Origin of the sequence: Shinella zoogloeoides (genome assembly GCF_033705735.1) — a bacterium.
GTDB classification, from domain to species: Bacteria; Pseudomonadota; Alphaproteobacteria; order Rhizobiales; family Rhizobiaceae; genus Shinella; species Shinella zoogloeoides_A.
Genome location: NZ_CP131131.1, coordinates 1,744,814 through 1,769,706 on the forward strand (window position 1 = coordinate 1,744,814; position 24,893 = coordinate 1,769,706).

22 protein-coding genes are annotated in these 24,893 nt (G+C 67.0%); all 22 read right to left on the reverse strand.

What is annotated here, in order from left to right:
- Position 1: 1 nt before the first annotated feature.
- The 22 genes from ShzoTeo12_RS25790 to ShzoTeo12_RS25895 all read right to left on the reverse strand — a co-directional run bounded on the left by ShzoTeo12_RS25790 (position 2) and on the right by ShzoTeo12_RS25895 (position 24,792).
- Complete coding sequence (locus ShzoTeo12_RS25790) at positions 2 to 886, reverse strand: amidohydrolase family protein (RefSeq protein WP_318913055.1); 885 nt, start codon at positions 884 to 886, stop codon at positions 2 to 4.
- A complete protein-coding gene (locus ShzoTeo12_RS25795) occupies positions 883 to 1,992 on the reverse strand; it encodes a vWA domain-containing protein (RefSeq protein WP_318913056.1) in 1,110 nt (369 codons plus the stop codon). The genes ShzoTeo12_RS25790 and ShzoTeo12_RS25795 overlap by 4 nt, the downstream gene beginning before the upstream one ends.
- Positions 1,989 to 2,870, reverse strand: a complete 882-nt coding sequence (locus tag ShzoTeo12_RS25800; protein WP_318913057.1) for a MoxR family ATPase — start codon at positions 2,868 to 2,870, stop codon at positions 1,989 to 1,991. Before ShzoTeo12_RS25800 ends, ShzoTeo12_RS25795 begins: the two co-directional genes overlap by 4 nt.
- Positions 2,871 to 2,878: 8 nt before the next feature.
- Positions 2,879 to 3,901 carry a xanthine dehydrogenase family protein molybdopterin-binding subunit gene (locus ShzoTeo12_RS25805; RefSeq protein WP_318913058.1) on the reverse strand — a complete coding sequence of 341 codons (1,023 nt, stop codon included), beginning with the start codon at positions 3,899 to 3,901 and terminating at the stop codon, positions 2,879 to 2,881.
- Between the two features lies 1 nt (position 3,902).
- Entirely contained in the window at positions 3,903 to 5,540 is a 1,638-nt protein-coding gene (locus ShzoTeo12_RS25810) for a xanthine dehydrogenase family protein molybdopterin-binding subunit (RefSeq protein WP_318913059.1), read from the reverse strand.
- A gap of 10 nt (positions 5,541 to 5,550) precedes the next feature.
- Positions 5,551 to 6,036 carry a (2Fe-2S)-binding protein gene (locus tag ShzoTeo12_RS25815; RefSeq protein ID WP_318913060.1) on the reverse strand — a complete coding sequence of 162 codons (486 nt, stop codon included), beginning with the start codon at positions 6,034 to 6,036 and terminating at the stop codon, positions 5,551 to 5,553.
- A gap of 3 nt (positions 6,037 to 6,039) precedes the next feature.
- Entirely contained in the window at positions 6,040 to 6,852 is an 813-nt protein-coding gene (locus ShzoTeo12_RS25820; RefSeq protein WP_318913061.1) for an FAD binding domain-containing protein, read from the reverse strand.
- A gap of 16 nt (positions 6,853 to 6,868) precedes the next feature.
- The gene (locus ShzoTeo12_RS25825; protein WP_318913062.1) at positions 6,869 to 7,327 is read right to left on the reverse strand and encodes an SRPBCC family protein; all 459 of its coding nucleotides are present in this window, start codon (positions 7,325 to 7,327) and stop codon (positions 6,869 to 6,871) included.
- A 3-nt stretch (positions 7,328 to 7,330) separates the two neighbouring features.
- On the reverse strand, positions 7,331 to 7,771 hold the full coding sequence (locus ShzoTeo12_RS25830) for an SRPBCC family protein (protein ID WP_318913063.1): 441 nt from the start codon (positions 7,769 to 7,771) through the stop codon (positions 7,331 to 7,333).
- 12 nt (positions 7,772 to 7,783) lie between these two features.
- The gene (locus ShzoTeo12_RS25835) at positions 7,784 to 10,414 is read right to left on the reverse strand and encodes a flotillin domain-containing protein (RefSeq protein WP_318913064.1); all 2,631 of its coding nucleotides are present in this window, start codon (positions 10,412 to 10,414) and stop codon (positions 7,784 to 7,786) included.
- A 37-nt stretch (positions 10,415 to 10,451) separates the two neighbouring features.
- A complete protein-coding gene (locus ShzoTeo12_RS25840; RefSeq protein WP_318913065.1) occupies positions 10,452 to 11,282 on the reverse strand; it encodes a phosphoenolpyruvate hydrolase family protein in 831 nt (276 codons plus the stop codon).
- A gap of 2 nt (positions 11,283 to 11,284) precedes the next feature.
- On the reverse strand, positions 11,285 to 13,474 hold the full coding sequence (locus tag ShzoTeo12_RS25845) for an ABC transporter permease (protein WP_318913066.1): 2,190 nt from the start codon (positions 13,472 to 13,474) through the stop codon (positions 11,285 to 11,287).
- Complete coding sequence (locus tag ShzoTeo12_RS25850; RefSeq protein WP_318913067.1) at positions 13,467 to 14,258, reverse strand: ABC transporter ATP-binding protein; 792 nt, start codon at positions 14,256 to 14,258, stop codon at positions 13,467 to 13,469. The genes ShzoTeo12_RS25845 and ShzoTeo12_RS25850 overlap by 8 nt, the downstream gene beginning before the upstream one ends.
- Positions 14,258 to 15,343, reverse strand: coding sequence for a branched-chain amino acid ABC transporter permease (locus ShzoTeo12_RS25855; RefSeq protein WP_318913068.1), 1,086 nt, complete (start codon positions 15,341 to 15,343; stop codon positions 14,258 to 14,260). Before ShzoTeo12_RS25855 ends, ShzoTeo12_RS25850 begins: the two co-directional genes overlap by 1 nt.
- Complete coding sequence (locus ShzoTeo12_RS25860; protein WP_318913069.1) at positions 15,343 to 16,356, reverse strand: branched-chain amino acid ABC transporter permease; 1,014 nt, start codon at positions 16,354 to 16,356, stop codon at positions 15,343 to 15,345. Before ShzoTeo12_RS25860 ends, ShzoTeo12_RS25855 begins: the two co-directional genes overlap by 1 nt.
- Positions 16,357 to 16,550: 194 nt before the next feature.
- Positions 16,551 to 17,405: a helix-turn-helix domain-containing protein gene (locus ShzoTeo12_RS25865; protein ID WP_119255307.1), complete on the reverse strand. Its 855-nt coding sequence runs from the start codon at positions 17,403 to 17,405 to the stop codon at positions 16,551 to 16,553.
- Between the two features lie 288 nt (positions 17,406 to 17,693).
- Positions 17,694 to 18,827, reverse strand: coding sequence for an iron-containing alcohol dehydrogenase (locus tag ShzoTeo12_RS25870; RefSeq protein WP_318913070.1), 1,134 nt, complete (start codon positions 18,825 to 18,827; stop codon positions 17,694 to 17,696).
- Positions 18,828 to 18,900: 73 nt separating this feature from the next.
- Complete coding sequence (locus ShzoTeo12_RS25875) at positions 18,901 to 20,148, reverse strand: ABC transporter substrate-binding protein (RefSeq protein ID WP_318913071.1); 1,248 nt, start codon at positions 20,146 to 20,148, stop codon at positions 18,901 to 18,903.
- Positions 20,149 to 20,346: 198 nt separating this feature from the next.
- Positions 20,347 to 21,285, reverse strand: coding sequence for a sugar ABC transporter substrate-binding protein (locus tag ShzoTeo12_RS25880; RefSeq protein WP_119255474.1), 939 nt, complete (start codon positions 21,283 to 21,285; stop codon positions 20,347 to 20,349).
- A 29-nt stretch (positions 21,286 to 21,314) separates the two neighbouring features.
- Positions 21,315 to 22,280 carry an ABC transporter permease gene (locus ShzoTeo12_RS25885; protein ID WP_119255310.1) on the reverse strand — a complete coding sequence of 322 codons (966 nt, stop codon included), beginning with the start codon at positions 22,278 to 22,280 and terminating at the stop codon, positions 21,315 to 21,317.
- The gene (locus ShzoTeo12_RS25890) at positions 22,280 to 23,278 is read right to left on the reverse strand and encodes an ABC transporter permease (RefSeq protein ID WP_318913072.1); all 999 of its coding nucleotides are present in this window, start codon (positions 23,276 to 23,278) and stop codon (positions 22,280 to 22,282) included. The genes ShzoTeo12_RS25885 and ShzoTeo12_RS25890 overlap by 1 nt, the downstream gene beginning before the upstream one ends.
- The gene (locus ShzoTeo12_RS25895; protein WP_318913073.1) at positions 23,275 to 24,792 is read right to left on the reverse strand and encodes a sugar ABC transporter ATP-binding protein; all 1,518 of its coding nucleotides are present in this window, start codon (positions 24,790 to 24,792) and stop codon (positions 23,275 to 23,277) included. Before ShzoTeo12_RS25895 ends, ShzoTeo12_RS25890 begins: the two co-directional genes overlap by 4 nt.
- Between the last annotated feature and the right edge of the window lie 101 nt (positions 24,793 to 24,893).

Below are 24,893 nucleotides of genomic sequence, written 5' to 3' on the forward strand. Positions count from 1 at the left end.
ATCAGAGTTTGTAGACACGGCTTGCCGTGTCATGGAAAACCGCCTGCCGCGCGGTCTCGTCGAGGCTAGATGCCGCGATCTGGAAAGCGCCGAGCAGCGCACCGTAATCCGTCCAGAGCTTCTCGATGGGGAAGTTGGAGCCGAAGAGGCAGCGACTGGCGCCGAAGATGCCGACCGTGTCGGCGAGGATGCGGGCGATGTGCCCCGTATCGTTGCGGTGGATGAAGGTGCCATAGGCGGAAAGCTTGCTGACGACGTTCTGCTCGCGGGCAAGCGCCTGCAATTCGGCTTTCCAGGCGGCATAGCCTTCCGTGCCCATGTCCTCGGGCATGCCGGAATGCTGCAGCACGAAGGTCACGTTCGGGCAGGCGCGGGCAAGCTCCGCCGCTCCCTTCATCTGCGGGGCGAAGACCTGCAGGTCGAAACTCCAGCCGTAATCGGCAAGCCGCGCGACATTGCGCCGGACATTGGCATCGCGGCAGAGATCCGGGCCGGAAGCGAAGCGGTAGAGCGGATTGCGATGCCAGTGGAACTGCTGGCGGATGCCGCGCATGCGGGAATATTTCGCCAGCCGGTCGAGCGCGGGGCGGGCGTCCTCCACCGTCATGTCGCAATAGCCGACGATGGCGTGCGGCCAGCCGGTGCGCTCCCCCTCGTCCTGTACCCAGGCGACTTCGTCCTCGAAGCGGTCCCTCGCCCAGTTGGCCTGCACATAGACGGATTTCACGATGCCCCGGCCTTCGATATCTGCGAGGAATTCCTCGATGGGATAGTCGCGCCGGATCGCCTCGTAGCGCCCGAAAATGCGCGGCTGCATCGGACCCATCAGCCAGGGCAGGTCGCGCTGGCGCCAGATATGGTGATGTGCGTCGACGATCTTCATCATGCTGCCCTCGCTATCGTCAGGATTTCCTCGCAGATCGCGGCGGTGCCAGACCCGTTGCCCAGCCGGTCGAGGATCGGCGCGATGGCCGAGATCGCGGCGGTCTGCGGGACATATCCGCTGTCGGCGGCAAGCGGCGTCAGCCATGCGAGCTTCCAGGCACGGCGGGAAAGCGCCCGCACCGCCTCCACCAGCCGCTCCGGATCGCCGCGCTCGAGCCCGTCGGAAAGAACGATGACCAGCGCGCCGCGCGAAAAGCCAGCAAAGCGCGGCACCGAAAGGAAGGCGGCGAGCGCATCGCCGAGCCGCGTGCCGCCGTCCCAGTCGGCAACGAGCGTCGCAGCGCTCGCGAGCGCCTGCTCCTGCCGCCTGAGCCTCAGCGCACGGGTCACGCGGGTGAGCCGCGTGCCGAGGGTGAAGATTTCCACATGATCCGAGACGGCGGCGAGCGCATGAGCGAAGCGCATGTGGGTTTCCGTCTGCTGCTTCATCGAGCCGGAAACATCGATGAGGAGCAGGATGCGGCGCTGGCGCGTCTTGCGCGCCATCTGCGGAAGGCGCATCACCTCGCCGTCGCGCTTGACGGCGTCGCGCATGAGCTTGCGCATGTTCCAGCGATCGCCCGATTTTGCCGGCGCGCGGCGCTGCGTCAGGCGCCGCGGCAGGCGGCTTGCCGCCTGCTTGCGAAAGCGGCGCAACGCTTCGTTCTCCGCAAGGTCGGCGAACTGCCGGAGCGTCAGCACCTCGCTGCCCGTCGCCTGCTCGCCGGCCTCGTTGATCTCGTCGGCCTCCGGCGGCTCCATCTCGCCCTCGCGCTCGTCGAAGGCCTGCAGCTCCTCGTCATCCTCCGCCTTCTCGCCGGCGGCGATCGACTGGCCGAGGAAATGCAGGCGGAAGAGCGCGTCGAAATCCTCCCGCCGCTCCGGGGGCGGGGCGAGCGTGGCAAGCCCCGCCTTGTGGATGTCGCCCATCTGCCGGGGGCCGAGCAGGCCGACGGCGGCGATGAACATTTCCGTCTGCTCCGGCGCCACCATGAAGGCATTCTCGCGCAGGAGCGTCGAGAACTCGACGAAGGGGCGCGCGGCACGCGGCAGGTCCCCGCCGCTCATGCCGCCGCTCCCGAAATCAGCGTGTCGAGCCGCGGCGCGGTGAAGGCGAGATCGTCCTGGTCCTTGAGGGCGACGCCGATCGCCCGCCTGAAGGCGGCGGGCCAGGGCGCGCCCTGCGAATGGAGCAGCGTTGCGGCTTCCGCCCATTCCACGGTCTCGGCGACGCCCGGAGGCTTGGCGAGCGGCTCCTGCCGCAGCCGCCCGACAGCGGCCACGACCGCCTCGGCCGTGCTGCGCGCGACGGCGCTGGCCCGCATCATCACGATCTCCGCCTCGCGGGCCGCATCCGGATAGCCGATCCAGTGGTAGACGCAGCGGCGGCGCAATGCTTCGTGCAGGTCCCGCGTGCGGTTGGAGGTAAGGATGACGACGGGGCGGTGTTCGGCGCGCACCGTGCCGCGCTCGGGAATGGAGATGGAGAAATCGGAGAGAAATTCCAGCAGAAAAGCCTCGAATTCATGGTCCGAGCGGTCGATTTCATCGATGAGCAGCACGGCGTCGCGCGGGCTCGTCAGCGCCTCCAGCATGGGCCGGTTGATGAGGAACTCATCCGAATAGATGTTGACATAGGTGTCGCCGGCCTGACGGATCGCCAGCATCTGGCGGGGATAGTTCCATTCGTAGAGCGCTGCGGCGGAATCGATGCCCTCGTAGCATTGCAGGCGGATCAGGTTGCGGCCGAGCACCGAGGCGATGGCCTTGGCCGCCTCCGTCTTGCCGACGCCCGGCGCGCCTTCGAGCAGCAGGGGCTTGCCGAGCGCCAGCGCCAGATACCCCGCCGTCGAAAGACCGTCGTCGGCAAGGTACTGCGCAGCCGTCAGGGCGGAGGCGAGCTTTTCCGGGCTGTCGATGCCGACGATGGAGCGGGTGACGGGCACGGCCTACCTCACCATTTCGGCTGCGGGCGCGCGCCGCCCTGCGCGGCGAGCGCCCGCAGGATCTTTTCCGGCGTGATCGGAAGATCGTCGATGCGCACGCCGACGGCGTTGAAGACGGCGTTGGTGACGGCCGGCAGCACGGGATTGGCGCACATTTCCCCCGGCCCCTTGCCGCCGAACGGGCCATCGGGCGCCGGCCGCTCCAGCACGGATATGTGGTGCGGCGCGATATCCCCCGGCCCGGGCATGACATAGTCGTTGAAATCCACCGGGCCATGGCTGCGGTCGGGATAATAGGGCTCCGTGGTCTCCCAGAGCGTGTGGCTCATGCCCATCCAGGCGCCGCCGACGAGCTGCTGCTCCACCAGCCGTGGATTGAGCGCCCGGCCGACCTCGTAGCAACTGTTCATCTCGACGACATTCACCTCGCCCGTCTCGTCGTCGACGTCGAGATCGACGATCATCGCGGCATGGGCAAAGCAGGTGACCGGCGTCATCTCGCCGGTTTCCGGATCGACATCCGACAGCGGCACGAGGAAGATGCCGCGGCCGGACACGGTCTTGCCCTGCTTGAACTGGGCGGCATTGCAGGCGGCCGCCGTGGTGATCGACTTCGACGGGGCGCCCTTCACATGGATATTGCCCTTGCCGTCGGTCACGAGATCCTCGGCATTGACCTCCAGCTCCTCGGCCGCCGCCTCCATCATCACGGCGCGCGCCTCGGTGGCCGCGGCGATCACCGCATTGCCGACGCGGTGCGTGCCGCGCGAGGCGAAAGACCCCATGCAATGCGGGCCGGTATCGGAATCGGCCGTATCGACATAGACGTCCTCCACGGGAATGCCGAGCGTTTCGGCAGCGATCTGGCGCGTCACCGACTTCATGCCCTGCCCGAGATCGATGGAGGAGAGCGCGACCATGAACTTGCCGTCCGGGTTGGAATGGACGAGCGCCTGCGACGGGTCGCCGCCGAGATTCATGCCGATCGGGTAATTGATGGCGGCAAAGCCGCGTCCGCGATGGATCGTCATGTCAGCGCCTCCTGAGACCGGAAATGGACGAGAAGCGGTTGCCGGCCGGCCGGGTCGTCGTTGGCGACGCAGCAGCGGGCGGCGGGGCGGCCTGTGCTGGCTCGTAGGGCCGGACGGGTTGCGGCTCCGGGCTGTAGGACGGCGGCGTATAGGCCGGCGCGGGTGTGTAGCCCGGCGCCGGCGGCGACTGGTAGCTGCCGAGGCCGGACGCCGGCCTGGCAAGGCCGCGATTGTCGATGATGGTGTGCGGGATCGCTGCCCGCTCGCCGCCACCGCCCTTCAGCGAGGACATGGCGCGATATTCCGGGCCGATCGACCATTTCGCCTTTTCCGCCACGACCTGGCAGCATTCGACGAGGGCGGTGTTCTTGGCGAGCCGCCGGTGGGCCTTCATGTCCCCGTCGAGATAGGCGTTCTTCAGTCGCAGCTCGATCGGGTTCATCTTCACCCGGTGGGCGACCTTGTCCATGTGGGTCTCGATGGCGAAATCCACGCCCGTGATGCCGAAGCCGCGCATGGCGGTGGCCGGCGTGCGGTTGGTGAAGACGCAGTAGACATCCGCCGAGACATTCGGGATCGTATAGGGCCCCGGCAGGTGGCCGACGCTCTTGATGATCGCGTAGCTGGAAAGGCGCGTATAGGCGCCGCTGTCGAAATAGCCGGTGAACTTGCGGGCGACGATGCGGCCGTCGTTCATCACCCCGTCGGTGATGTACCAGCGCTCCGCCCCGCGCGGGGCACCGACCTGCATCTCCTCCTCGCGATTCCAGATGAACTTGACCGGCCGCCCCGTCAGCATGCAGCCGAGGATGGCCATCGGCTCATGGATGGAATCCACCTTGCCGCCGAAACCGCCGCCCACGGTGCCGCCAATGAAATGCATGCGGTTTGACGAGAGCTTCAGGATCTTCGCCGCCGTGCCGAGCGAGAAGAACAGCGCCTGCGTCGAGGTGTAGACGACATAGCGGTTGTTGGTCTCGGGCGCGGCGATGGCGCCGCAGGTCTCCGTCGGCGCCTGTTCGATGGGCGACATCTGGTAGCGGCCTTCGACGACATGGTCCGCCTGCCGGAGCGCCGCCTCCACGTCGCCGAAACGCAGCTTCTGGTGATCGTATTTCTCGTGATAGGTGAAAGTATTGGCGGGATAGGTCGGATTGACCGAGGGCGCACCGGGTTTCAGCGCCTCCTCGACATCGAGCACATGGGGCAGCACGTCGTAGTCGACGCGGATCTTCGCGATGGCGTCATAGGCCTGCCGCTCGCTTTCCGCCACCACGGCGACGACCGGCTCGCCGACATAGGCGACCTTCTTGTCGGCCAGCATCGGCTCGTCGTCGAGGCCGAAGCCCATGAGGCTCAGCAGGGTGTTGAGGTTGTGCGGCACGTCCCGGGCGCGGATAATGCGCCTGACGCCCGGCATGCGTTCGGCCTCGGACGTGTCGACCGAGCGGATGCGCGCATGATGGTGCGGCGAGCGCAGGCATTTCAGGTGCAGCAGCCCGTCGAACAGGTGATCGTCGAAGAACGGGGAGCGGCCGGTCACGTGGCCGAGCATGTCCTGGCGCTGCGTCGGCTTGCCGATCTCGTTGAGCGTATCGTCGCGCTCGTCGGCGAAATATTCCTTGCGAAATTCGATCATGGCCGGCCCCTCACGCGTAGCGCCGCCCGCCGCCGGATGCGGCGGCGGCCAGGATGGCCGCGATGATCGGCTCGTAGCCGGTGCAGCGGCAGATGTTTCCCGAGATAGCCTCGACGACCTCCTCCCGCGTGGGAGACGGATTGCGGTCGAGCAGCGCCTTGGCGGCCATCAGCATGCCGGGCGTGCAATAGCCGCACTGGGCGGCGAAGCCATCCATGAAGGCCTGTTGCAGCGGATGAAGCTGCGGCCCCATGGCGAGCCCCGCGGTCGTTTCTATCGCACAGTTCTCGACGGTTTCGGCGAGCGTCAAGCAGGAAAGGTGCGGCTCGCCGTCGATGAGCACCGTGCAGGTGCCGCAGGTGCCCTGCCCGCAGCCATATTTCGGCGACAGGTCGCCGACGCCGCGCCGCAGCGCCTCGAGCAGGTTCTGGCCCTCCTCGACGAAGATCGCCTTGCCGGAACCGTTGAGCTGGAACTGGAGGGGTTTCCTGGTCATGACTTACCTCCTCTGGTCGAGCAGAAGCCGCTTCAGATGAACCGGCGCGACCTGGCGGCGGTACCATTCCGAGGCGAGCGCATCGGTCTGCGGATTGATGCCTTCGGTGGCGGCGGAAAGGGCAGGTGCGATACCCTGCTCGTCGAGCGTGTGGCCTTCGAGTGCCTGCTCGACGGCCAGCGCTCGGACCGGACGCCCGCCCATGGCGCCATAGGCGACGCGCGCGCCGGAAACCCGCCCGCCATTGGTCGGAAGCAGCGCGGCGATGGACAGGACCGCGACACCCTTCGGCTTCACGCGGCTCACCTTGACGAAACGGAAAGCGCGCGAATCGCGCGGGCGCGGCACGATCACGGAGAGGACGATGCGACGCGGCTCGCGGTCGCGCGCATCGAGGAAATCGCCTATCGGCACGGGCGTACCGCCCACCGGCACCACCTTGGCGTCGAGCGCCAGCAGCGCGGCGGCGAAGTCGCCATAGGGAGAGGCGGCAAAAAGATTGCCGCCGACCGTCGCGACGGTACGAATGGCCGGCCCGCCGATGACCTTGGCGACGGGCGCGAGGAAGACCGCGTCGCGGCTGGCGATGATCTGGGCCATCGTCACGCCGGCGCCGATCACCACGCTGTCGCCCTGCATCTGGATCTGCCTGAGGCGCGGATCGGTGGCGCGCACGATCGTATCGAAGGCCTGGTCGCCGGCATTGACCGCCCGCATGACGAGCGTGCCGCCGCCGAAATAGCGCGCCGTCCGGCTGGCGGCGAGCGCGCGCTCGGCCTCCTCGGCGCCCTGGAATGTCCTCACACTGACCGGCATCTGTCCGCTCCTCCCGTCATGCATCCGCCGCGCGGGCGGCGAGGCCCATGTGCCGGCGCACCGCTGCAAAACCCGTTTCGTAAATGCCTTCGCCGACCATCGCGGCAAGCGCTGCCTCCTCGCCCGCCGGCGTGTCGAAGCGCGATTGCCATTCCCAGAAGGTCAGGTCGCCATCCGTCACCGGCGTCAGCCGCACATGGGCGACGTAGTTGAGCAACGGCACCGGCGTATCCAGCAGGCAATAGCTGAAGGCCATGTCCATGTCGGAGAGCGTCAGAAGCTGTTCACGCAGCTCGGAACCGTCCGCCAGATGGAAGCGGCGGACGCAGCCGACACGGTCGAACGGCTGCCCGCGCTCGATCTGGCTGTCGGCGACGGCCGGGTGCCAGCGGTCATGGCCGTTGAAATCGCGCAGGACCTCCCAGACCGCCTCGACGGGCGCCTCCAGAACGGTGCTCTTGACGATCTTCACCATCGCTCAGCGGCTCCCGAAATGACGCTTCAGCGCATCGAAGCCGCCCTGGAAGACATTGGTGCCGATGCCGTTGACGAGGTCTTCCGCCACCTCCGGCTCGCAGTCGAATTCGGCGGTCCATTCGGCGAAGGTCCGCTCGCCGTCCGTCACCGGCGTCAGCCGGAGATTGGCGACATAGTTCGTCAGGGGCATCGGGCTTTCGAGGATCGCGTAGGTGCAGAACATGTCGTAGTCGGAAAGCCCGAGCAGCTTCTCGCGGATGCGGTCGCCGTTCTGCAGATGAAAGTCGCGCACGCAGCCGATCCTGTCGGAAGGCTCGCCGTTCTCGATGCGGTTGTCGCGGATGCGCGGGTGCCAGCGCGGCAGGCCGTTGAAGTCGCGCACGCGCTCCCAGACCTTGGCGGCCGGGGCGTCGATGACGCTGGAAACGAACACTCTTGCCATGTCGGGCGCCCCTTACTTCTTGCCGTCGGAGGCCGGGCCGGCCGGCTTGCCGCCGCCCGCCTTGGGCGCCGTATCCTTGGCGATACGCTGCATGTCGGAGGCCTCCCGGATGAGCCCGCCCATCTTGGCGAGCGAGCCGCCCTCGATGCCGATGTCGGAGAGGAGATTGTCGATCAGCGGCGCCTGCACGCGGTAGCGCAGCGCCGATTCGATCACCTCGTCGGTGGGGCTGCGCAGCGTCCCGGCATCGCCGTTCGCCCCGCCCATGCCGCCGAGCGACATGATGCGGATGTCGTTGATCTTCTCCAGCGGCTTGACGGAGGCCGCCACGATGCCCTCGGCATGCTCCAGCAGCTTCTGCCGGAAGATCGAGTAGCGGGCCTCGTCGGAGAGCACGTTCTCCGCCTCGTTGAGCAGCTTCTGCGCCTCGGCCTCGACGGCGCGGCGCACCTTCTCGGCCTCGGCGGCGATGCGCTTTTCCTGCGCCAGCTTCTCGGCCATGACGAGATCGACATTCTTGCGGCGCTTGGCCTCTTCGGTCTCGCGGGTGGTGCGGATCTGCTCCTCCGCTTCGGCGGCGCGGGCACGGGCGAGGTCCGCTTCCGCGCGGGCGGCGGATTCGTCGAGTGACTTCTTGTAGATCGCGATGGCTTTTTCCATCAGGGCGTTCTCGATCTCGCGCTCGCGCTCGACCTCCAGCTTGCGGCGATCGCGCTCCTGGCCGATGCGGGCCTCGTCGAGGCCGCGCTCGGAGGCGATGCGGCTGCGCTCGACCTCTTCGCGCGACGCGATCTCCGCCTCCTGCAGGGCCTGCGTGCGGGCGATTTCCAGCTGTTCTATGGCGCGGCGGCGCTCGAGGCGGGCTGCTTCGACGGCCCGGTCGCGGGCGATCTCGGCGGTCTCGACCTCCAGCTTGGCGCTGATCTCGGCCTGACGGACCTTGGCGTCGGCATCGGCGCGCTCGGACTTGCGCACGGCGAGCTTGATGACGCGGGTCTCCTCCGCCTCCTCGATCTCGCGCTTGCGCACGATATCGGAGACTTCGCGGGCGGCGGCCGAAGCGATGCGCTCCTTCTCCAGCGCCAGTTCCGTCACGATCCGCTCGCGCTCGATGGCCTCGCGGCGCTTGATCTCGGCCTCTTCCAGCGCTTTGTCGCGCTCGATCTGGCGGTTGCGCACGTCCTGGTCGGACGCAATGCGCCCGGCCTCCAGCCGCGCCTGCTGCTCGATGCGGGCCTTCTCGACCTCCTCGTTCGCGACGATCTCGGCGGCGGAGACCGTCCTGGTGCGCAGGATTTCCCGCTGGCGGACATCCTCGTCGGAGGCGATGCGCTCGCTGGCGATCTGCTTTTCCTGTGCGATACGGGCGGCTTCCGTCGCCTGGGCGGCGGCGATCTCCGCCTCCTCGATGGCGCGCTGGCTGGAAATCTCCTGCGCCTTGGTCTCCTCGTCCTTGCGGATGCGGGCCTCGGCGACCTTGCGCTCCTGCTCGATGCGGGCACGCTCGGTCGCTTCGCGCGCGGCGATCTCGGCGCGCTGGATGGCGGCCTGCCGCTCGATTTCCCGCGCCTGCGTGTCGCCCTCGTTGGCGATGCGCGCCTCGGCGACGGAGCGCTCCTGAAGGATACGCGCCTTCTCGATTTCCTCGCGCAGCACAATCTCCGCCGTCTCGACACTGCGCTGGCGCTCGATCTCGCGCTGGCGGATTTCGCGCTCGGCGGCAATGCGCGCCTCGGCGATGGAATGCTCATTGGCGATGCGATTCTTCTCGATGGCCTCGCGGGCCTGAATCTGGGCGCTCTCGGCCTCCGTCTCACGCTCGGCGCGCTCGCGGGTGAGCTGCGCGCGCTGCTGGGCGCGGCGGAACTCGACGTCGCGTTCCTGCTCCAGCCGGGCCTCCTCGCTCGCCCGTTCGATCTCCAGCGACTGCTTTTCGGCTTCCAGGTTGCGGGCCCGGATCTGGATGATCGAATCCTGCTCGATATCGTTGCGCAGCTTGCGGCGCGTCTCGATGACCTGGATGAGCGAGGTAAGGCCTTCCGCGTCGAAGCGGTTGGACGGGTTGAAATATTGCAGCTCCGTCTGGTCGATATCCTTGATGGCGACGGATTCGAGCTCGAGGCCGTTCTTGGAAAGCCCCTCCTGCGCCAGTTCGTTCACGCGGCGCACGAATTCGGCGCGCTGCTCGTGGATTTCGTCCATGGCCATCTCGGCCGAGACGGCGCGAAGGGCGGATTCGAACTTGCCCGAAAGGAGGGAGTGCAGGTTCTCGGCCTCAAGCGTGCGGCGGCCGAGCGTCGAGGCCGCGATCGACACGGCGTCCCTGGAGGGCCGGACGCGGACATAGAATTCCGCCTCCACGTCGACCCGCATCCGGTCCTTGGTGATCAGCGCGCTGTCCCTGTTGCGGGCGATCTCCAGCGGCAGCGTGTTCATGTTGACCGGCGTGATGTCGTGGATGATCGGCCAGACGAAAGCGCCACCATCGATCACCACCTTCTCGCCGAGAAAACCCGTCCTGACGAAGGCGATTTCCTTGGTGGAGCGGCGGTAGAGCCAGTTCATCACCACATAGACGATGGCGATGACGATGACCGCCAGAATGAGCCAAAGGATGAGCTGGCCGATCATTTGCCCAGTCATGACTGTCCTCCCATGAAACGCAGCGCCGAAACCATGCTCAGCGTCCCCTTATCTTCTTGAATGCTCGGGTCTGTTCGGTAAGCGCCACCTCTACCGGCAGCCGCTCCATGGAGGAGGCGCCGTAGAAGCCGTGGCAATTGTCCGTGTTCTTCAGGATGAATTCGGCGTCCTCGGGCGTTGCCACCGGCCCGCCATGGACGAGGATCATCACGTCGCTGTTGACCTTCAGCGCCGCCTCGGCCCAGCGGTTGACCAGCGCCGGACATTCGGAAAGCCTGAGCGCCGTCTCCGCGCCGACGGAGCCGCCCGTCGTCAGCCCCATATGGCAGACGACGATGTCGGCCCCCGCCGCCGCCATGGCTGCCGCTTCGTCCTCGTTGAAGACATAGGGCGTCGTCAGCATGTCGAACCCGCGGGCCTTGGCGATCATGTCGACCTCCAGCCCGTAGGACATGCCCGTTTCTTCCAAATTGGCGCGGAACGTACCGTCGATCAGCCCGACCGTCGGAAAGTTCTGCACGCCGGAAAAGCCGATGCGTTTCAGCTCCGGCAGGAAGACGTCCATCAGCCGGAACGGATCCGTGCCATTGACGCCGGCAAGGACGGGGGTATGCCTCACCACCGGCAGGACTTCGGAGGCCATGTCCATAACGATGCCGTTGGCGTCGCCATAGGCGAGAAGCCCGGCGAGCGAACCGCGACCGGCCATGCGGTAGCGGCCGGAATTGTAGATGACGATGAGGTCGATGCCGCCGGCCTCCTCGCATTTCGCCGAAACGCCGGTACCCGCGCCGCCGCCGATGATCGGCTCGCCCCGGTCGATCATGCCGCGGAACTTCTCAAGGATGGCGCTGCGCGCGATGGCCATGGTCATCTCCTCGTCTTGCTGGCACGCGGGCGGCTCGTGCCGTGAAGGGCGCGGAAGGCGCGCACGATCTCGTCGGCGAAGGCCGCGTCGTTGATATTGTGGGGCATGCGGATGAGCTGGCGGTTCGCCGTCTGCCGCACCGTCTCCTCCAGCGTGCGGAACAGCGCCTCGTCCGCCGCCTTGTCGTGGAAGGGCTGGCCCAGCCTGTCGAGCGCGGAAACGCCGCCCTCCGGCAGGTAGAAGCGCACCGGCGCCTCCATCTCGTTGAGCCGCGCGCCGATGAAGCGCGCCATCTCGACATTCTCGGCAACGCTGGTGCGCATGAGCGTGACCTGCGGATTGTGCTTGTAGAAAAGCCGCCCGCGGTACTTTTCCGGCACCGTCTCGGGCGGGCCGAAATTGACCATGTCGAGCGCGCCGACCGAGCCGATATAGGGCATGCGCCTGCGGATCATCGCGCCGAAGCGGTCCGGCCCTGCCGGGAAGATGCCGCCAGCGACCATGTCGCAGATCTCCGTCGTCGTGATGTCGAGGACGCCGGCGATCAGCCCGCTGTCGACGAGGCTTTCCATCGATTGCCCGCCGATGCCCGTGGCATGGAAGACGAGACAATCGTAGTCGTCCTTCAACTGCGCCGTGATCTGCTGGACGGCCGGCGTGGTGACGCCGAACATGGTGAGCCCGATCGCGGGCCGTACATCGGCCGGCACCGGCTTGCGGGCCGCGGCAAGACGCGGCTTCACCATTCCGGCCAGCGCATGGGCGCCGTTGGCGAGGATCGTGCGCGTGATCGAGTTCAGGCCCTGCACATCCGCCACCGAATGCATCATGACGATATCGGATGCGCCGACATATTTGCGCACGTCGCTCGAGGCGACCGTCGAGATCATCACCTTGGGAATGCCGACCGGCAGCGCGCGCATGGCGGGCGTCGCCATCGCCGTTCCGCCGGAGCCGGCGGCGCTGATGACGCCGACGATCTCGCCCCGGCTCTTCACCCAGCGCTCGAAGGCGAGCGTCATACCGGCGACGGAGGTGCCACGATCCTCGGTGAAGACGCCGCTGGCGCCGCGCGGATGGAAGGCCGCGATCTGGTGGGCGGGAATATCCGCGCCGGAATGACGGCCGGAGGTGGAAAGATCGGCAAGGCGCACCGCCAGCCCCTCGGCCTTCAGGAGATCGCGGATGAAACGCAGCTCCTCGCCCTTGGTATCGAGCGTGCCGGCCACCAGCACCACCGGCTCGCCGGCCGGGCTCAGCGGCCGCAGTTCCGCCGCGTCCGCCGGCGCGAGCGGCCCGTCGCTGACGAGCCGGGCGGACTGTTCGAGGACCCGCACCGGCACCGGCTGCGACCAGCGCGTCGGCGTCACCGGATTGGACATGTAGAGCTTGCGCTGCTTCGCGGGCGCGCGCGGCGCCGCTTCCTCCGACACCGCGCCCTTCTCTTCGGGCTCGGCCTCATGGCCGTGGCGACCGACGCCGAGCAGACGCTGCTGGAGGTCCCGGTCGCCGGCAAGCTGCGCCGCATCCGCCACGCGGTTGATGCGGCCGTTGACCATGATCGCCACCTTTTCCGCGACGCGGGTGGCAACGCCGATATTCTGCTCGATGACGAGCACGTCGATGTCGCCTTCCTCGCCGAGGCGCACCAGCATTTCGGCGACCTGCGCGACGATCACCGGCGCAAGGCCCTCCGTCGGCTCGTCCATGACGAGCAGCTTCGGATTGAGGAGCAGGGCGCGGGCGATGGCGAGCATCTGCTGCTCGCCGCCGGAAAGCTGGCCGCCACCATTGCCCTTGCGTTCGGCAAGGCGCGGGAAGGTCGAATAGATGCGCTCGACGGTCCAGGCGCCCTTGTTCGAGCCGACCAGCTTCAGGTGCTCGTCGACCGACAGCGAGCGCCAGAGCCGCCGGCCCTGCGGCACGTAGCCGATCCCGAGGCGGGCGATGTCGGCGGGGTTGCGGCCGCACAGCTCCTGCCCGTTGAAGCGGATGGACCCGCCGGAGGACGGCACGAGGCCCATGATCGCCTTGCACAGCGTCGTCTTGCCCATGCCGTTGCGGCCGACGACCGAGAGCACGCCGCCCGGCAGCGTCAGGTCGACGCCCTGCAGGGCGTGGGAAGAACCGTAATAGACGTTGAGCCCCCGGATATCGAGCGTCGGGGCGGCGGGGCGGTTGCGGTCAACCATGGCCGAGGCCCCCGCCGAGATAGAGGGCCTGCACTTCCGGATCGCTCTCGATCTCGCTCGGCCGCCCCTCCTTGAAGATGCGGCCGTTGTGCATCATCGTCACGCTCTCGCTGACGCGGAGCGCCACATCCATGTCGTGCTCGATGACAATATAGCCGATATGGGACGGCAGGCCGGTCAGGATCTCGACCAGCTCCTGCCGCTCGGTCGGCGAGAGGCCGGCGGCCGGCTCGTCGAAGAGGATGAAGCGCGGCGCGCCGGCAAGCGCCAGCGCGATTTCAAGCTGGCGCTGCTGGCCGTAAGAGAGCTCGGCGACCTTCGTTTCCCGGACATCGAAGAGGTGGACGGCGGCGGCGAGCTGCTCGGCCGATTGCACCAGCGCATCGCTGCGGCGCGGGCGGATCATCGAGAAGCGGCCGCGCGAGACGCCGGCACAGGCGAGATAGATGTTGTCGATCACGCTGAGGCCGGTGAAGAGCAGAGAGATCTGGTAGGTGCGGCGCAGGCCCCGGCGGATACGCTCGTAGGCGGGAAAGCCCGTCACGTCCTCGCCGAAGAGCCGGATCGTGCCGGACGTCGGCAGGAAATCGCCGGTGATGCAGTTGAAAAGCGTCGTCTTGCCCGCGCCGTTTGAGCCGAGCACGGCGCGCCGCTCGCCCGGCCGCACAGTCAGGGATATGTCGGTGAGCGCGGCAAGCGCGCCGAACATGCGGGTGACGCCGCGCAGTTCCAGCGCATTGGCCGTACCGGCCGCGGAGAGACGTTCTGCGACGCTGGCGGCCATCAGGGCTTGCCTCCCCTGTCGCCCGTCAGCGATGACGCCGAGGTCAGCCATTGGCGGAAGCGCGGCCAGAGGCCGAGAATGCCATCCGGCGACCAGAAGACGATGGCGAGGAACGTCAGCCCGACGAGGAGCTGGAAGCGCTCGCCGGGAATGCCCAGGGAAACGAGGATGTCCAGCGCGAAGGTGCGGATCGTCACGAAGATGAGCGCGCCGATGAACGGCCCGACCGGATGACGCATGCCGCCGATGACCGCGATGACGAGGATATCGATCGCCGGGCCGATCGCCACCGTTCCGGGCGAGACCTGGGCGTTCAGCCAGACGAGCAGGATGCCGGCGACGGCGGCGATGAAGCTGGCGAAGGCATAGGCCGCGATGCGGTGGGCGGTGACATTGTAGCCGAGCGCGGCCATGCGGCGCGGGTTGTCCCGCACGCCCTGCAGGGCAAGGCCGAACGGCGCGCGCGACACATAGACGACGAGGAAATAGGCAAGCGTCGCAAAGCCGAGCGTCAGGTAGTAGATCGGCACCGGCTGGCGCCAGTCGACGCCGAAGAGCTGCGGCGGCAGGACCTGGTTGAAGCCGTTGAAGCCGTTGAAGATCGTGTAGTTCTGGCGGACGAAGTAGAAGAAGGCGGTGGCGATCGCCAGCGTAATCATGATCGTGTATATGCCCTCCGTCCGCACGGCGAGCGCACCGACGATACTGCCGAAGGCGACGGCGATCACGAGGGCGGCAGGCACGGCCAGCCACCAGGGCCAGCCGAGGCTCACTTGCGGCACGCCCGACATGCCGAACACGGCCACCATGTAGGCGGCGAGCCCCGCGACGGCCATCTGCGACAGGCTGACCATGCCGCCATAGCCACCGAGGAACATCAGCGACAGCCCGACCATGCCGAGGATGAAGGCCCAGCCGAAGATCTGGAACAGCACGAAGCTGTTGGCGACGACCGGCATCAGGACGAGGATGAAGCCGACGCACCAGTAGCGCCAGGGAATGTTGGCGGGCCCCGACAAAGCCGGTTGCCGGTGGGGACGGCCTGCCGCATCGGTGCGGCTGACGAACTGGTCGATGGGCGCCATCAGCGGGTCCTCCCGAAGAGGCCTTGCGGCCGGAAGGCCAGCACGACGACCATGATCAGGAAGGTCAGCACCACCGAATAGGTGGGGAAATAGACGGAGCCGACCTGCTCGGCGAGGCCGATGATCAGCGCGCCGAGCGCAGCGCCCGGAATGGAGCCCATGCCGCCGACGATGACGACCACGAGGGACGCGAGCAGAAAGCGCGTATCCTCCCCCGGCGCGACCGACTGGAACGTGCCGCCGACGACGCCCGCCATGCCCGCAAGGCCCGCGCCGAAGGCGAAGACCAGCACGAAGACGCGCTGGATGCGCACGCCGGTCGCCGACAGCATGTCGCGGTCGTCGACGCCGGCACGCACCAGCATGCCGATGCGCGTACGGTTGAGCGCCAGCCACATCAGCACGCCGATCACCACCGAAGCGAGGAAGATGACGAGGCGCACGATGGGATAGGTCATGTAGACCGGCTCGCCCGAACTTTTTACGGCAGTGACCAGCGGCAGGCGCACCGGCCCGCCCAGCCATTCCGGCGCCAGGATCTGGAAGGTGTTGCCGCCCATGATCCACAGCATGAGGTCGGCAAGGACGATAGAAATGCCGATCGTCACCAGCGTCTGGCGCAGGTCCTCGCCCTCCATGCGGCGGAAGACGGCGTATTGCAGGACGATGCCGACGAGCGCGACGACGACGAAGGCGACGACGAAGGACAGGAGCCAGAAGCCGGTGGCAAGCGCGACGCCGTAGCCGATATAGCCGCCCAGCATGTAGAGCGAGCCATGGGCGAGATTGACGTTCTTCATCAGCCCGAAGATCAGCGTGAAGCCGCTGGCGACGAGGAAGTAGAGCCCACCCAGCGTTATGCCGTTGAAGATGGCGTTGAGGAAGACTTTCTTTTTGCCGAGCACGGCCTCCAGCCCCGGCGGCCAGGCGGCGAAGATAGCCCAGACGAAGAAGGCGACGACGAGGAAGACGACGAGCGACCAGACCGGATGGCGATTGTAATAGGCGATCATCTCCGCCCCCCGGCAGGGGGCACGGCGAACGGCCATCGCTGAATGCAGCCAAACCGAGCAGTCAAGCGGCATCCTCCCATGCTTCATGACGTCGTTGATGTCACGAGACTAGCCGGAGCGTGCGCGAAACCACGTACCTTTGAGTATGCTCCCATCGCGGATGATCGGCTAAAACGCGCCGCTCCGCGCGATCTTCACTGTCCGACGAAGGCGGCGCGCCGGTAGTCCGTCGGGGGAATGCCGACATTGGCGGTGAAGAAGCGCGTGAAGCTCGCCTGCGAGGCGAAGCCGAGGTCGAGGCCGATGGTGGTGATCGGCTTCTGGGTGAGCGTCAGGCTGTCGATCGCCGTCTCCATCTTCAGCGTGTTGAGATAGACATTGGGCGTGATGCCGGCATTCTCGCGGAAGAGCTTGTAGAAATGCGGACGGGAAAGCCCGGCATCGCGGGCGATCGTATCGAGCACGACCTCGTCGCTCAGCCGTTCGCTCATCAGCCGCATGGAGTTGCGCACCCGGAAATCGCGGATGCCGGACCATTGCTGCTGGACGGGCACGACGGTCTCGCCTTCCAGCGGCGAGACGTCCGGCGACCATTGCCAGGTCTGGTCGTAGCAAAGGCGCGTCAGCTCATAGAGATAGCCGTCGAAGAGATCGGAATGGATATCCTCGAGCAGCAGCGCCGAGACCAGCTTCACCAGCCGGTGGATCTGCGGCGTGATGGCGATGCGGTCGCGCCCGAAACGCAACGCGCCTTGCGCCGTGCGGCCGACCTCAAGAAACCAGAGCGGCTTGATATAGAGCACGAGGAACAGCGTGCCATGTTCCGGATCACCCGGATTGAAGCTGTGCGGCTGCCAGGGATTGACCGTTCCGCCGGTGCCCGCGTCGATGCGACATTCGAGGCCGGACGCCGTCACGACGGACGGCGTGCCCTGGACGTGAAACGTGAGATGGCCTTCCCGATGCGCATGCGTCGCCATGGGGCGATTGATATTATACAGCGCCGCACGGCCGAACGGGCCGTGATAGACGGCTAGAGCAGTACTCATCTCCTCCCCCCGCAGTTGTTTTCTGCGAGAGCCGGGGCTTCCAAGAGCTGTGTGGCCGGCAGTTTCCGCCTGGCCGAATGCGATGAGCAGACAGTCGGCCATCGCGTCTGCGGCGATGTTCCGGATGAACGCCCGATGCAGTCTCCTCCCGGAACAAGTCGTCGGACGCGACCGGCTCGGAAGCGATTAAACCTGCGAGAATGCCGGTTTTGCAAGCCGCACAAGCCGGAAAATGAGACTAAAAGGTATGGAATCGGGCCTTTCGGCGGCTCTTCGGGACCGGCCGCGCTAGAGAGCGTCCGTCAGCATCGCCAGATAGTCCCGCGAGGTCGCCCGCCGGGGGTTCGTTCCGTTGGTGTGATCCCGCTCCGCAAGCGGTGCGGCAAGCTCCAGAGCGCTGCGGTCGAGGCCCATTTCACCGAGCCGCGAGGGCAGGCCGAGGCCGTTGCTGATCCTTGAAAAGGCCGCCGCGAGATCACGTCCGGCCGGAACGCCGATCGCCTCGCGGAGCGCCGGATAGCGATGCCCGGCCGCCGGCGCATTGAAGGCAAGCACGTGGGGCAGCAGCACGGCGTTGAGCGTTCCGTGGTGCAGGTTCGGCTGTTTTAGCCCGCCGAGGGCGTGGCTCATCGCATGGACGCCGCCGAGCCCTTTCTGGAAGGCGAGCGCGCCGTTGAGCGCTGCGGCCATCATCTCCCTGCGGGAATCAAGGTCCCGCCCCTCCTCGACTGCCCGCTCGATATTGGCCGCCGCGCGCCGCAGCCCGTCGAGCGCGATGCCATCGGCCGGCGGATTATAGGCAGTGGCGATATAGGTCTCCACGCAATGGGTGATGGCATCCATGCCCGTCGCCGCCGTCAGTTCCGGCGGAAGCGTCAGCGTCAGCGTTGGATCGCAGATCGCCACCTTCGGGATGAGGTAGGGACTGATGAGGCCGAGCTTGCGGCCGTCGTCGAAGACAATGAGGGCGCCGCGGCCGACTTCCGATCCGGTCCCGGCGGTGGTCGGAATGGCGATGACCGGCGGCAGGATGTTCTGGATGCGCGAGACGCCGCCCTCCACCGCCGCATAGCTGATGAGCGGCCCGTCATGGCTGACGGCCAGGGCAACCGCCTTGGCAAGGTCGATTGAGGAGCCGCCGCCGAAGCCGATCAGGCTGTCGCAATCATGGTTTCGATAGGCCGCGGCCGCAGCCCGGCATGCGGCCTCCGTCGGATTCGCCGGCGTTTCGGCGTATATCGCCGGTGCGGTTTCCGTGTCGAAGGCGTCGAGCAGCCGGTCGAGATGGCCGCTGGCGGCAAGGCCGCGATCGGTGACGATCAGGGGGCGGCGGATCGCAAGGGAGCGGGCTTCGACGGCAAGCGCTTCCTCGAGAATGTCGTCGGCGAAATGCACCCGGTTGAGGTAAGTGATCAGCGACAAGCCAGCCTCCCCTTCCGCTTCGAGACGCCGATTGCGGAAAGGCCGGGCGCGAACCCGGCCTTCCGTAAAGCGATCAGTAGGACGTCTTGCACTCCGGCGCGTCGCGCGAAGGCAGACCGATCTTCTTGAAGGATTCTTCCGAAAGCCCGAGCGTCTGGTTCACGTCCGGCACGGTCATGACCAGCTTGTTCATCAGGTTGCCGTCCGGCCCTTCCGTGACCTCGCTGATGAAGTTCGTGCCGATCGCCTGGCGATTGGCGTCGAGCTTGAAGTGGCCGTTCGGCGCATCCAGTTCCATCTTGGCGAGCGCATCGCGGAAGGCCGCCTGATCGCCGGAAATGTCGCCCTTGACCTGATCGAGCGCCTTCAGCGTCGCGATGGTGGAATTGTAGTAGCCCGTCGCGAACAGCGAGGGCGACGGGAAGCGCTTGTCGGCCGGGAAGGCGTCCTGATAGGCCTTCACGAACTTCGTCCAGTTCGGATCGGTGGAATCGTCCGCCTGCGGACCGCCGGAAGGCGTGCCGATCAGCGCCTTCTTCGCATCGCCCTTGGCATTGAGCACGGTGCCGTCCACCATGATCGTGCCGCCGATGAGGTGGGCGCTGCCGCCGGCCTGCTGGTACTGGTTCAGGAAGTTGACGGCGTCGGCGCCGCCGAGGCCGACATAGATGGCATCGACGTCATCGGGCAGCGCCGCGATGATCGAGGAGAAATCCTTGGTGCCGAGCGGCACCCACTGGCGCTCCGAAATCTGGCCGCCAGCCTGGCAGAAGCCGAGGGCAAAGCCCATGAAGTTGGTGTAGCCGAAGGAATAGTCTTCCGCGACCGAGGCGACATTCTTCCAGCCCTTGGTCTCGAAGACATATTTGCCGAGACCCGCGCCCCACTGGGCGCCGTCCATGTTGAAGCGGTAGAAATTCGCGGCCGGATCGACCATCGTGGCTTCCTGCGCGCCGGAAAGGCCGTTGACGACCGTGACGTTCGGGTTCTGCTTGGCAAAGTCGCGCAGCGCGATGCCTTCGGATCCGGAAAGCGGGCCGACGATGACGGTCACGCCGTCCTGGTCCACCAGCTTGCGGGCCGCGCGCACGGCGCTTTCCGGCGTCGTGTCGGTCGAGGCGACGACGGTCTTCACCGTCTTGCCGCCGACGGTCGGCATTTCCTTGAGCGCCACCTCGACGCCGCGCATGGCATCCTCGCCGAGGACGGTATAGGTTCCTTCCAGCGTCGCGAGAACCCCGATCTTCAAGTCCTCGGCGCCGGCCGAGCCTGCAAAGAGCAAGGCGCCGAGCGCCACGCTCGTCAGCAAGTACGTTTTCATTGGCCACTCCTCCCTGTCCCGTCCTCCTCGACGGGGTTGATAGCCCTGGCAGACTAGGGGAGACGGCGGAAAGCCTGATTTCCTTGAGTGCGTCCGTATATCTTTCAGTCTGATATTCGGCCCGCGGCCCGGCTTGCGGACATGGAAAAGCCGCAAGGCGCGCGCGGCGCCCTGCGGCTCGTGAAAGCTCTTCAGCCGTCAGAAGGCCGGCTGGACGGTCTCGACATTGGCCTTGGTGACGACCGTCAGCGGGATCGGCAGGCGGGCCTTGACCTCCTTGCCGTCGAGGATTTCCGCCATGGTCTCGATGGCGAGCTTGCCGTCCTCGACCGGCGACTGGACGATGGTCGAGTACATCTCGCCCGAGCGGATGGAATCGAAGGCGTCGCGCTGGCCGTTGATGCCGACGATCGGCGGCGTCGGCTTGCCGGAATTGGCTTCCTTCCAGGCGTCGATGAAGCCGCGCGCCATGGTGTCGTCGTTTGCGTAGACGCCGGTGATCTTGTCGCCGAATCGGGTGATCAGGTCGCGGCTGGCGACGAGCGCTTTCTGCTGGTCGAAGTCGGCATTGACGGTCTCCAGCACCTCGATCTTGCTGCCGATCTCCTTCAGGCGGTCGACGAAGCCGCCGACGCGGCCGATGGTCGTGCCGTTGCCGGCCTGGCCGGCGATGACGACGACGGCGCCCTCGCCCTTCATCGCCTCGCTCAGCGAATCGGCGGCAAGCTTGCCCTCCTCGTAGACGTCCGGGCCGGTGAAGGACTTGATGAAGTCGTTCGCCTGCTCGGCCATCGGCGAGTTGATGAGGATCGCCGGAATGTTCGCCTGCTTGGCGCGGGCGAGCGCGGGGATATAGGCCTGCGGATCGAGCGGCCAGAGAATGATGCCGTCGGCCTTGCGGGCGATGCAGGTGCTGACCTGCTCGGTGCCGGTCTGCACGTCGAAGTTCTGGCTGAGGCTCAGGATCTCGATGCCGAGTTCCTTGGCGCGGTCGTTGAGCGCGACATTGGCCGGCGTCGCATAGGCGTGGGAATCGGCGGCCGTGACGTAACAGACCGTCTTCGCGCTGGCGAAGGCCGTCGAGGCGAGCAGTATGGCCGCCACGGCGGCGGGCAAGCGTGCAGTCTTACCAATCATGTTTTCCTCCTTCATCGATTGGAAAATTCTCAGGCATGGGCGGGGGCCGCGGCAGGCTTGCGCCGGCCGGTGCGAACGGTTCGATCGAGGACGACAAGCAGGATGAGGATCAGCCCGGAGGCGACCTGCTGCATGTAGGCGGGGACCGACTGGAACTCCATCGCCGTCGTCAGCGCGGCGATGGTAAGGACGCCGCCGAGCGTGCCGAGCGCCGAGCCGCGCCCGCCCTCCAGCCGCGTGCCGCCGACGACGACGGCGGCGATGACCGCGACGGTGAGCTCGGAGCCGTAGACCGGCGAGCCCGTATTGGTGGCAAGGCTCTGCAGGACGCCCGCGACGCCGGCAAGGGTGCTTGCGAAAACGAAGGACAGGAACATGATGCGGCCCGCCGAGATGCCGCTCGCCTCCGCCGAAAGCGCATTGGAGCCGACGGCGAAGAGGTTGCGGCCGGCGACGGTGCGCGTCAGCCAGACATGGAGGGCGAGGATCGAGACCAGGAACAGGCCGCTGCGGACGGTGAAGACTTCGAGATAGATCTCGCTGAGCGTGATCGAGAACATGATGTCGTTGCCGGGGATCGGCTGGCTCGCCGTCATCCAGTGCGCGACCGAGCGGAAGACCAGCATGGTGGCGAGCGTCGCCACCAGCGAATTGATGCGCAGCGCCACGACGAGGAAGCCGTTGACCACGCCGGCGGCGGTGCCCGCCAGCACGCCCGCGAGCGCCGCCCATCCCATGCCGAGCGCCGGCTGGAGCATGATCCCGACGATGCCGGAAACGGCGAAGACCGAGCCGACGGAAAGGTCGATCTGGCCGGCGATGAGGAGGACCGTCAGGCCGATGGCGATGAGGCCGATGGTCGAACCGCGGTCGAGGCCGAGGCTGAGCGTCGTGAGGCTGGCAAAGCCGGGAACGATGAGCGTGGCGGCGGCGAGCGTCAGACAGAGGATGACGGCGACGCGGTAGCGCAGGAGCGTGGAAACGAAGGCGGGCATCAGGCGACACCCCGCTTGCGCAGCGCGATGTCGAGCGCGACGGCACCGGCGATCAAAAGGCCGAGGACGAAGCCCTGGATCGGCGTGCGCACGCCCTGAAGGACCATGACATTGGTGAGAAGCTGCACGAAGACGAGGCCGGCCATGGCGCGGGGGATGGAGCCGAAGCCGCCCATGATCGACACCCCGCCGACGACGACCGCCGTGATGGCGCTGAACTCGTAGCCCTGGCCGACGAGCGGGCGGGCGCTCTGCAGCGTCAGGCCGAGCAGGCCGCCGCTGAAGCCCGCGGCAAAGGCGGTGATGACGAAGGCGCCGGCTCGGACGGCCCGCACCGGCACGGCGCTCGCTTGCGCCGCGCTGTAATTGCCGCCCGTCGCGATGGTCCAGCGGCCCCAGAAGGTGCGCGACAGCACGAAATTGCCGAGGATTGCGATGGCGATGAAGATGACGGCGATCATCGGCACGCCGAGGATGCGGCTCTTGACGAAATCCGCCGAGCTCGGATCCGTGCCGTAGACGATGACGCCGCCGACGGCGGCCTGCACGATGCCGAGCACGATGGTGCCCATGCCGAGCGTGGCGATGATGGGATTGATGCCGACATAGCCGACGAGCACGCCGTTGACGAGGCCGGTGAGCCCCGCCAGCAGCACCGCGACGGCAAAGGCCGGAACCGGGCCGATATAGGGTTGGAGCGCGAGCGAGAGGATCGCGCCGCAGGCGATGGTCGCCGGCACAGAAAGGTCCGCCATGCCGCCGACGACCAGCACGAAGGTCATGCCGACGACGACGATGCCGACGATGGACATGGACATCAGCACGTTCACGAAATTGCCGGCCGTGAAGAAGACCGGATTGGCGAGCGAGCCGTAGAGGATGACGGCGAGGATGGCGAGCGTGAGGCCCGCGCGCGAGATGAGGCCGACCATGCGGCTGCCCTGGCTGAAGCGCGCGGCGTCCTTCGTTGTCTGTCCCATGGCGGCGATGTCCGTCATGCGGCCTCCCCTTCTGCACTTTCCTCGCCCGTGGCGAGCGCCATGATGCGCTCCTCCGTCAGGCCCTCGCGGGCGAGCGGCACGGAGGCGCGCCCGTCGCGCATGACGACCACACGGTCGCAAACGCCCATGATTTCCGGCAGCTCGGAGGAGATCATCACCACGGCCATGCCGTTGGCGACCAGCTGGCCGATGATGCCGTGGATTTCCGCCTTGGCGCCGACATCGACGCCGCGCGTCGGCTCGTCGAGGATCAGCACCTTCGGATCGGTGGCGAGCCAGCGGCTGATCACCGCCTTCTGCTGGTTGCCGCCGGAGAGCAGGCCGATGCGCCGCTCGCCATCCGGCGGGACGATGGAGAACTTGCGCACATAGGTGCCGGCAAGCTCGCGCTCGGCGCCGCGCCGCACGCGGCCGAAACGGTTGGCGAGCCGGCGCAGCACCGGCAGGCTGATATTCTCGCGCACGGTCATGGCGGGCATGATGCCGTCGCCCTTGCGGTCCTCGGGCACATAGGCGATGCCGGCGCGGGCGGCCGCCGCGGGCGAGCCGATCGTCACCGGCGCGCCGTCGATCTCGACCGTGCCAACCGTCAGCGGCGCAAGGCCGAAGATGGCGCGGGCGACCTCCGTGCGGCCGGCGCCGACGAGGCCGGTGAGGCCGAGAATCTCGCCGGCGCGCACGTCGAAGCTGATGGCGTGGAAGCGCTCGCCGTCTCCGATGCCGCGCACCCGGAGCACTTCCCTGCCGATGGTGGACGGGGTCTTCGGGAAGACGTTGCTCACCTCGCGGCCGACCATGAGGCGGATCATCTCGCCGGCGGTGATGCCGCTGGCGGCACGGGTCTCGATCATCGCGCCGTCGCGCAGCACCGTCACCTCGTCGGCGATATCAAGCACCTCCTTGAGGCGGTGGCTGATATAGATGATGGCGATGCCCGCATCGCGCATCTTGCGCAGGATGCGGAAGAGCGCGGCGGTCTCGTGCTCGCTGAGGCTGGAGGTCGGCTCGTCGAGCACGATGATGCGCGGCTCGGCGGCATAGGCTTTCGCGATCTCCACGAGCTGCTGCTGGCTGATCGACAGGTCGCCGAGGCGCTGCTGCGGATCGATGGCGGCGCCGAGTTCCGCGAGGATGGCGGCGGCGCGGCGCACCATGCCGCCGCGGTCGAAGAAGCCGAGCCGCTTCGGCATGCGGCCAAGGAAGATGTTCTCGGCGACCGTGAGGTCGGGAACGAGATTCAGTTCCTGGTGCACCATGCGGATGCCGAGCTTCTGGGCGTCGGCCGGGCGCTTCATGCGCACCTCCGTGCCGGCGACCTCGATTGTGCCGGTGGTCGGGGCGTAGGCGCCGCTGAGGATCTTCATCAGGGTCGACTTGCCGGCGCCGTTCTCGCCGACGATGGCATGCACCGTGCCGAAGCGGACGGCGAGGTCCACGTCGGACAGGGCCTTCACACCGGGAAAGACCTTGCCGATCCCCCTCATGTGCAGTGCGCTCGCGGCCGAAGGCATTCCTCTCTCCCCTTGCCGGCGCGCATCGCTGTCGATGTCTCTCCCCTTACCGGCGTTGTCCTATTACACTAATATAACAGACCTCGCAAGCGTCGTTCCGC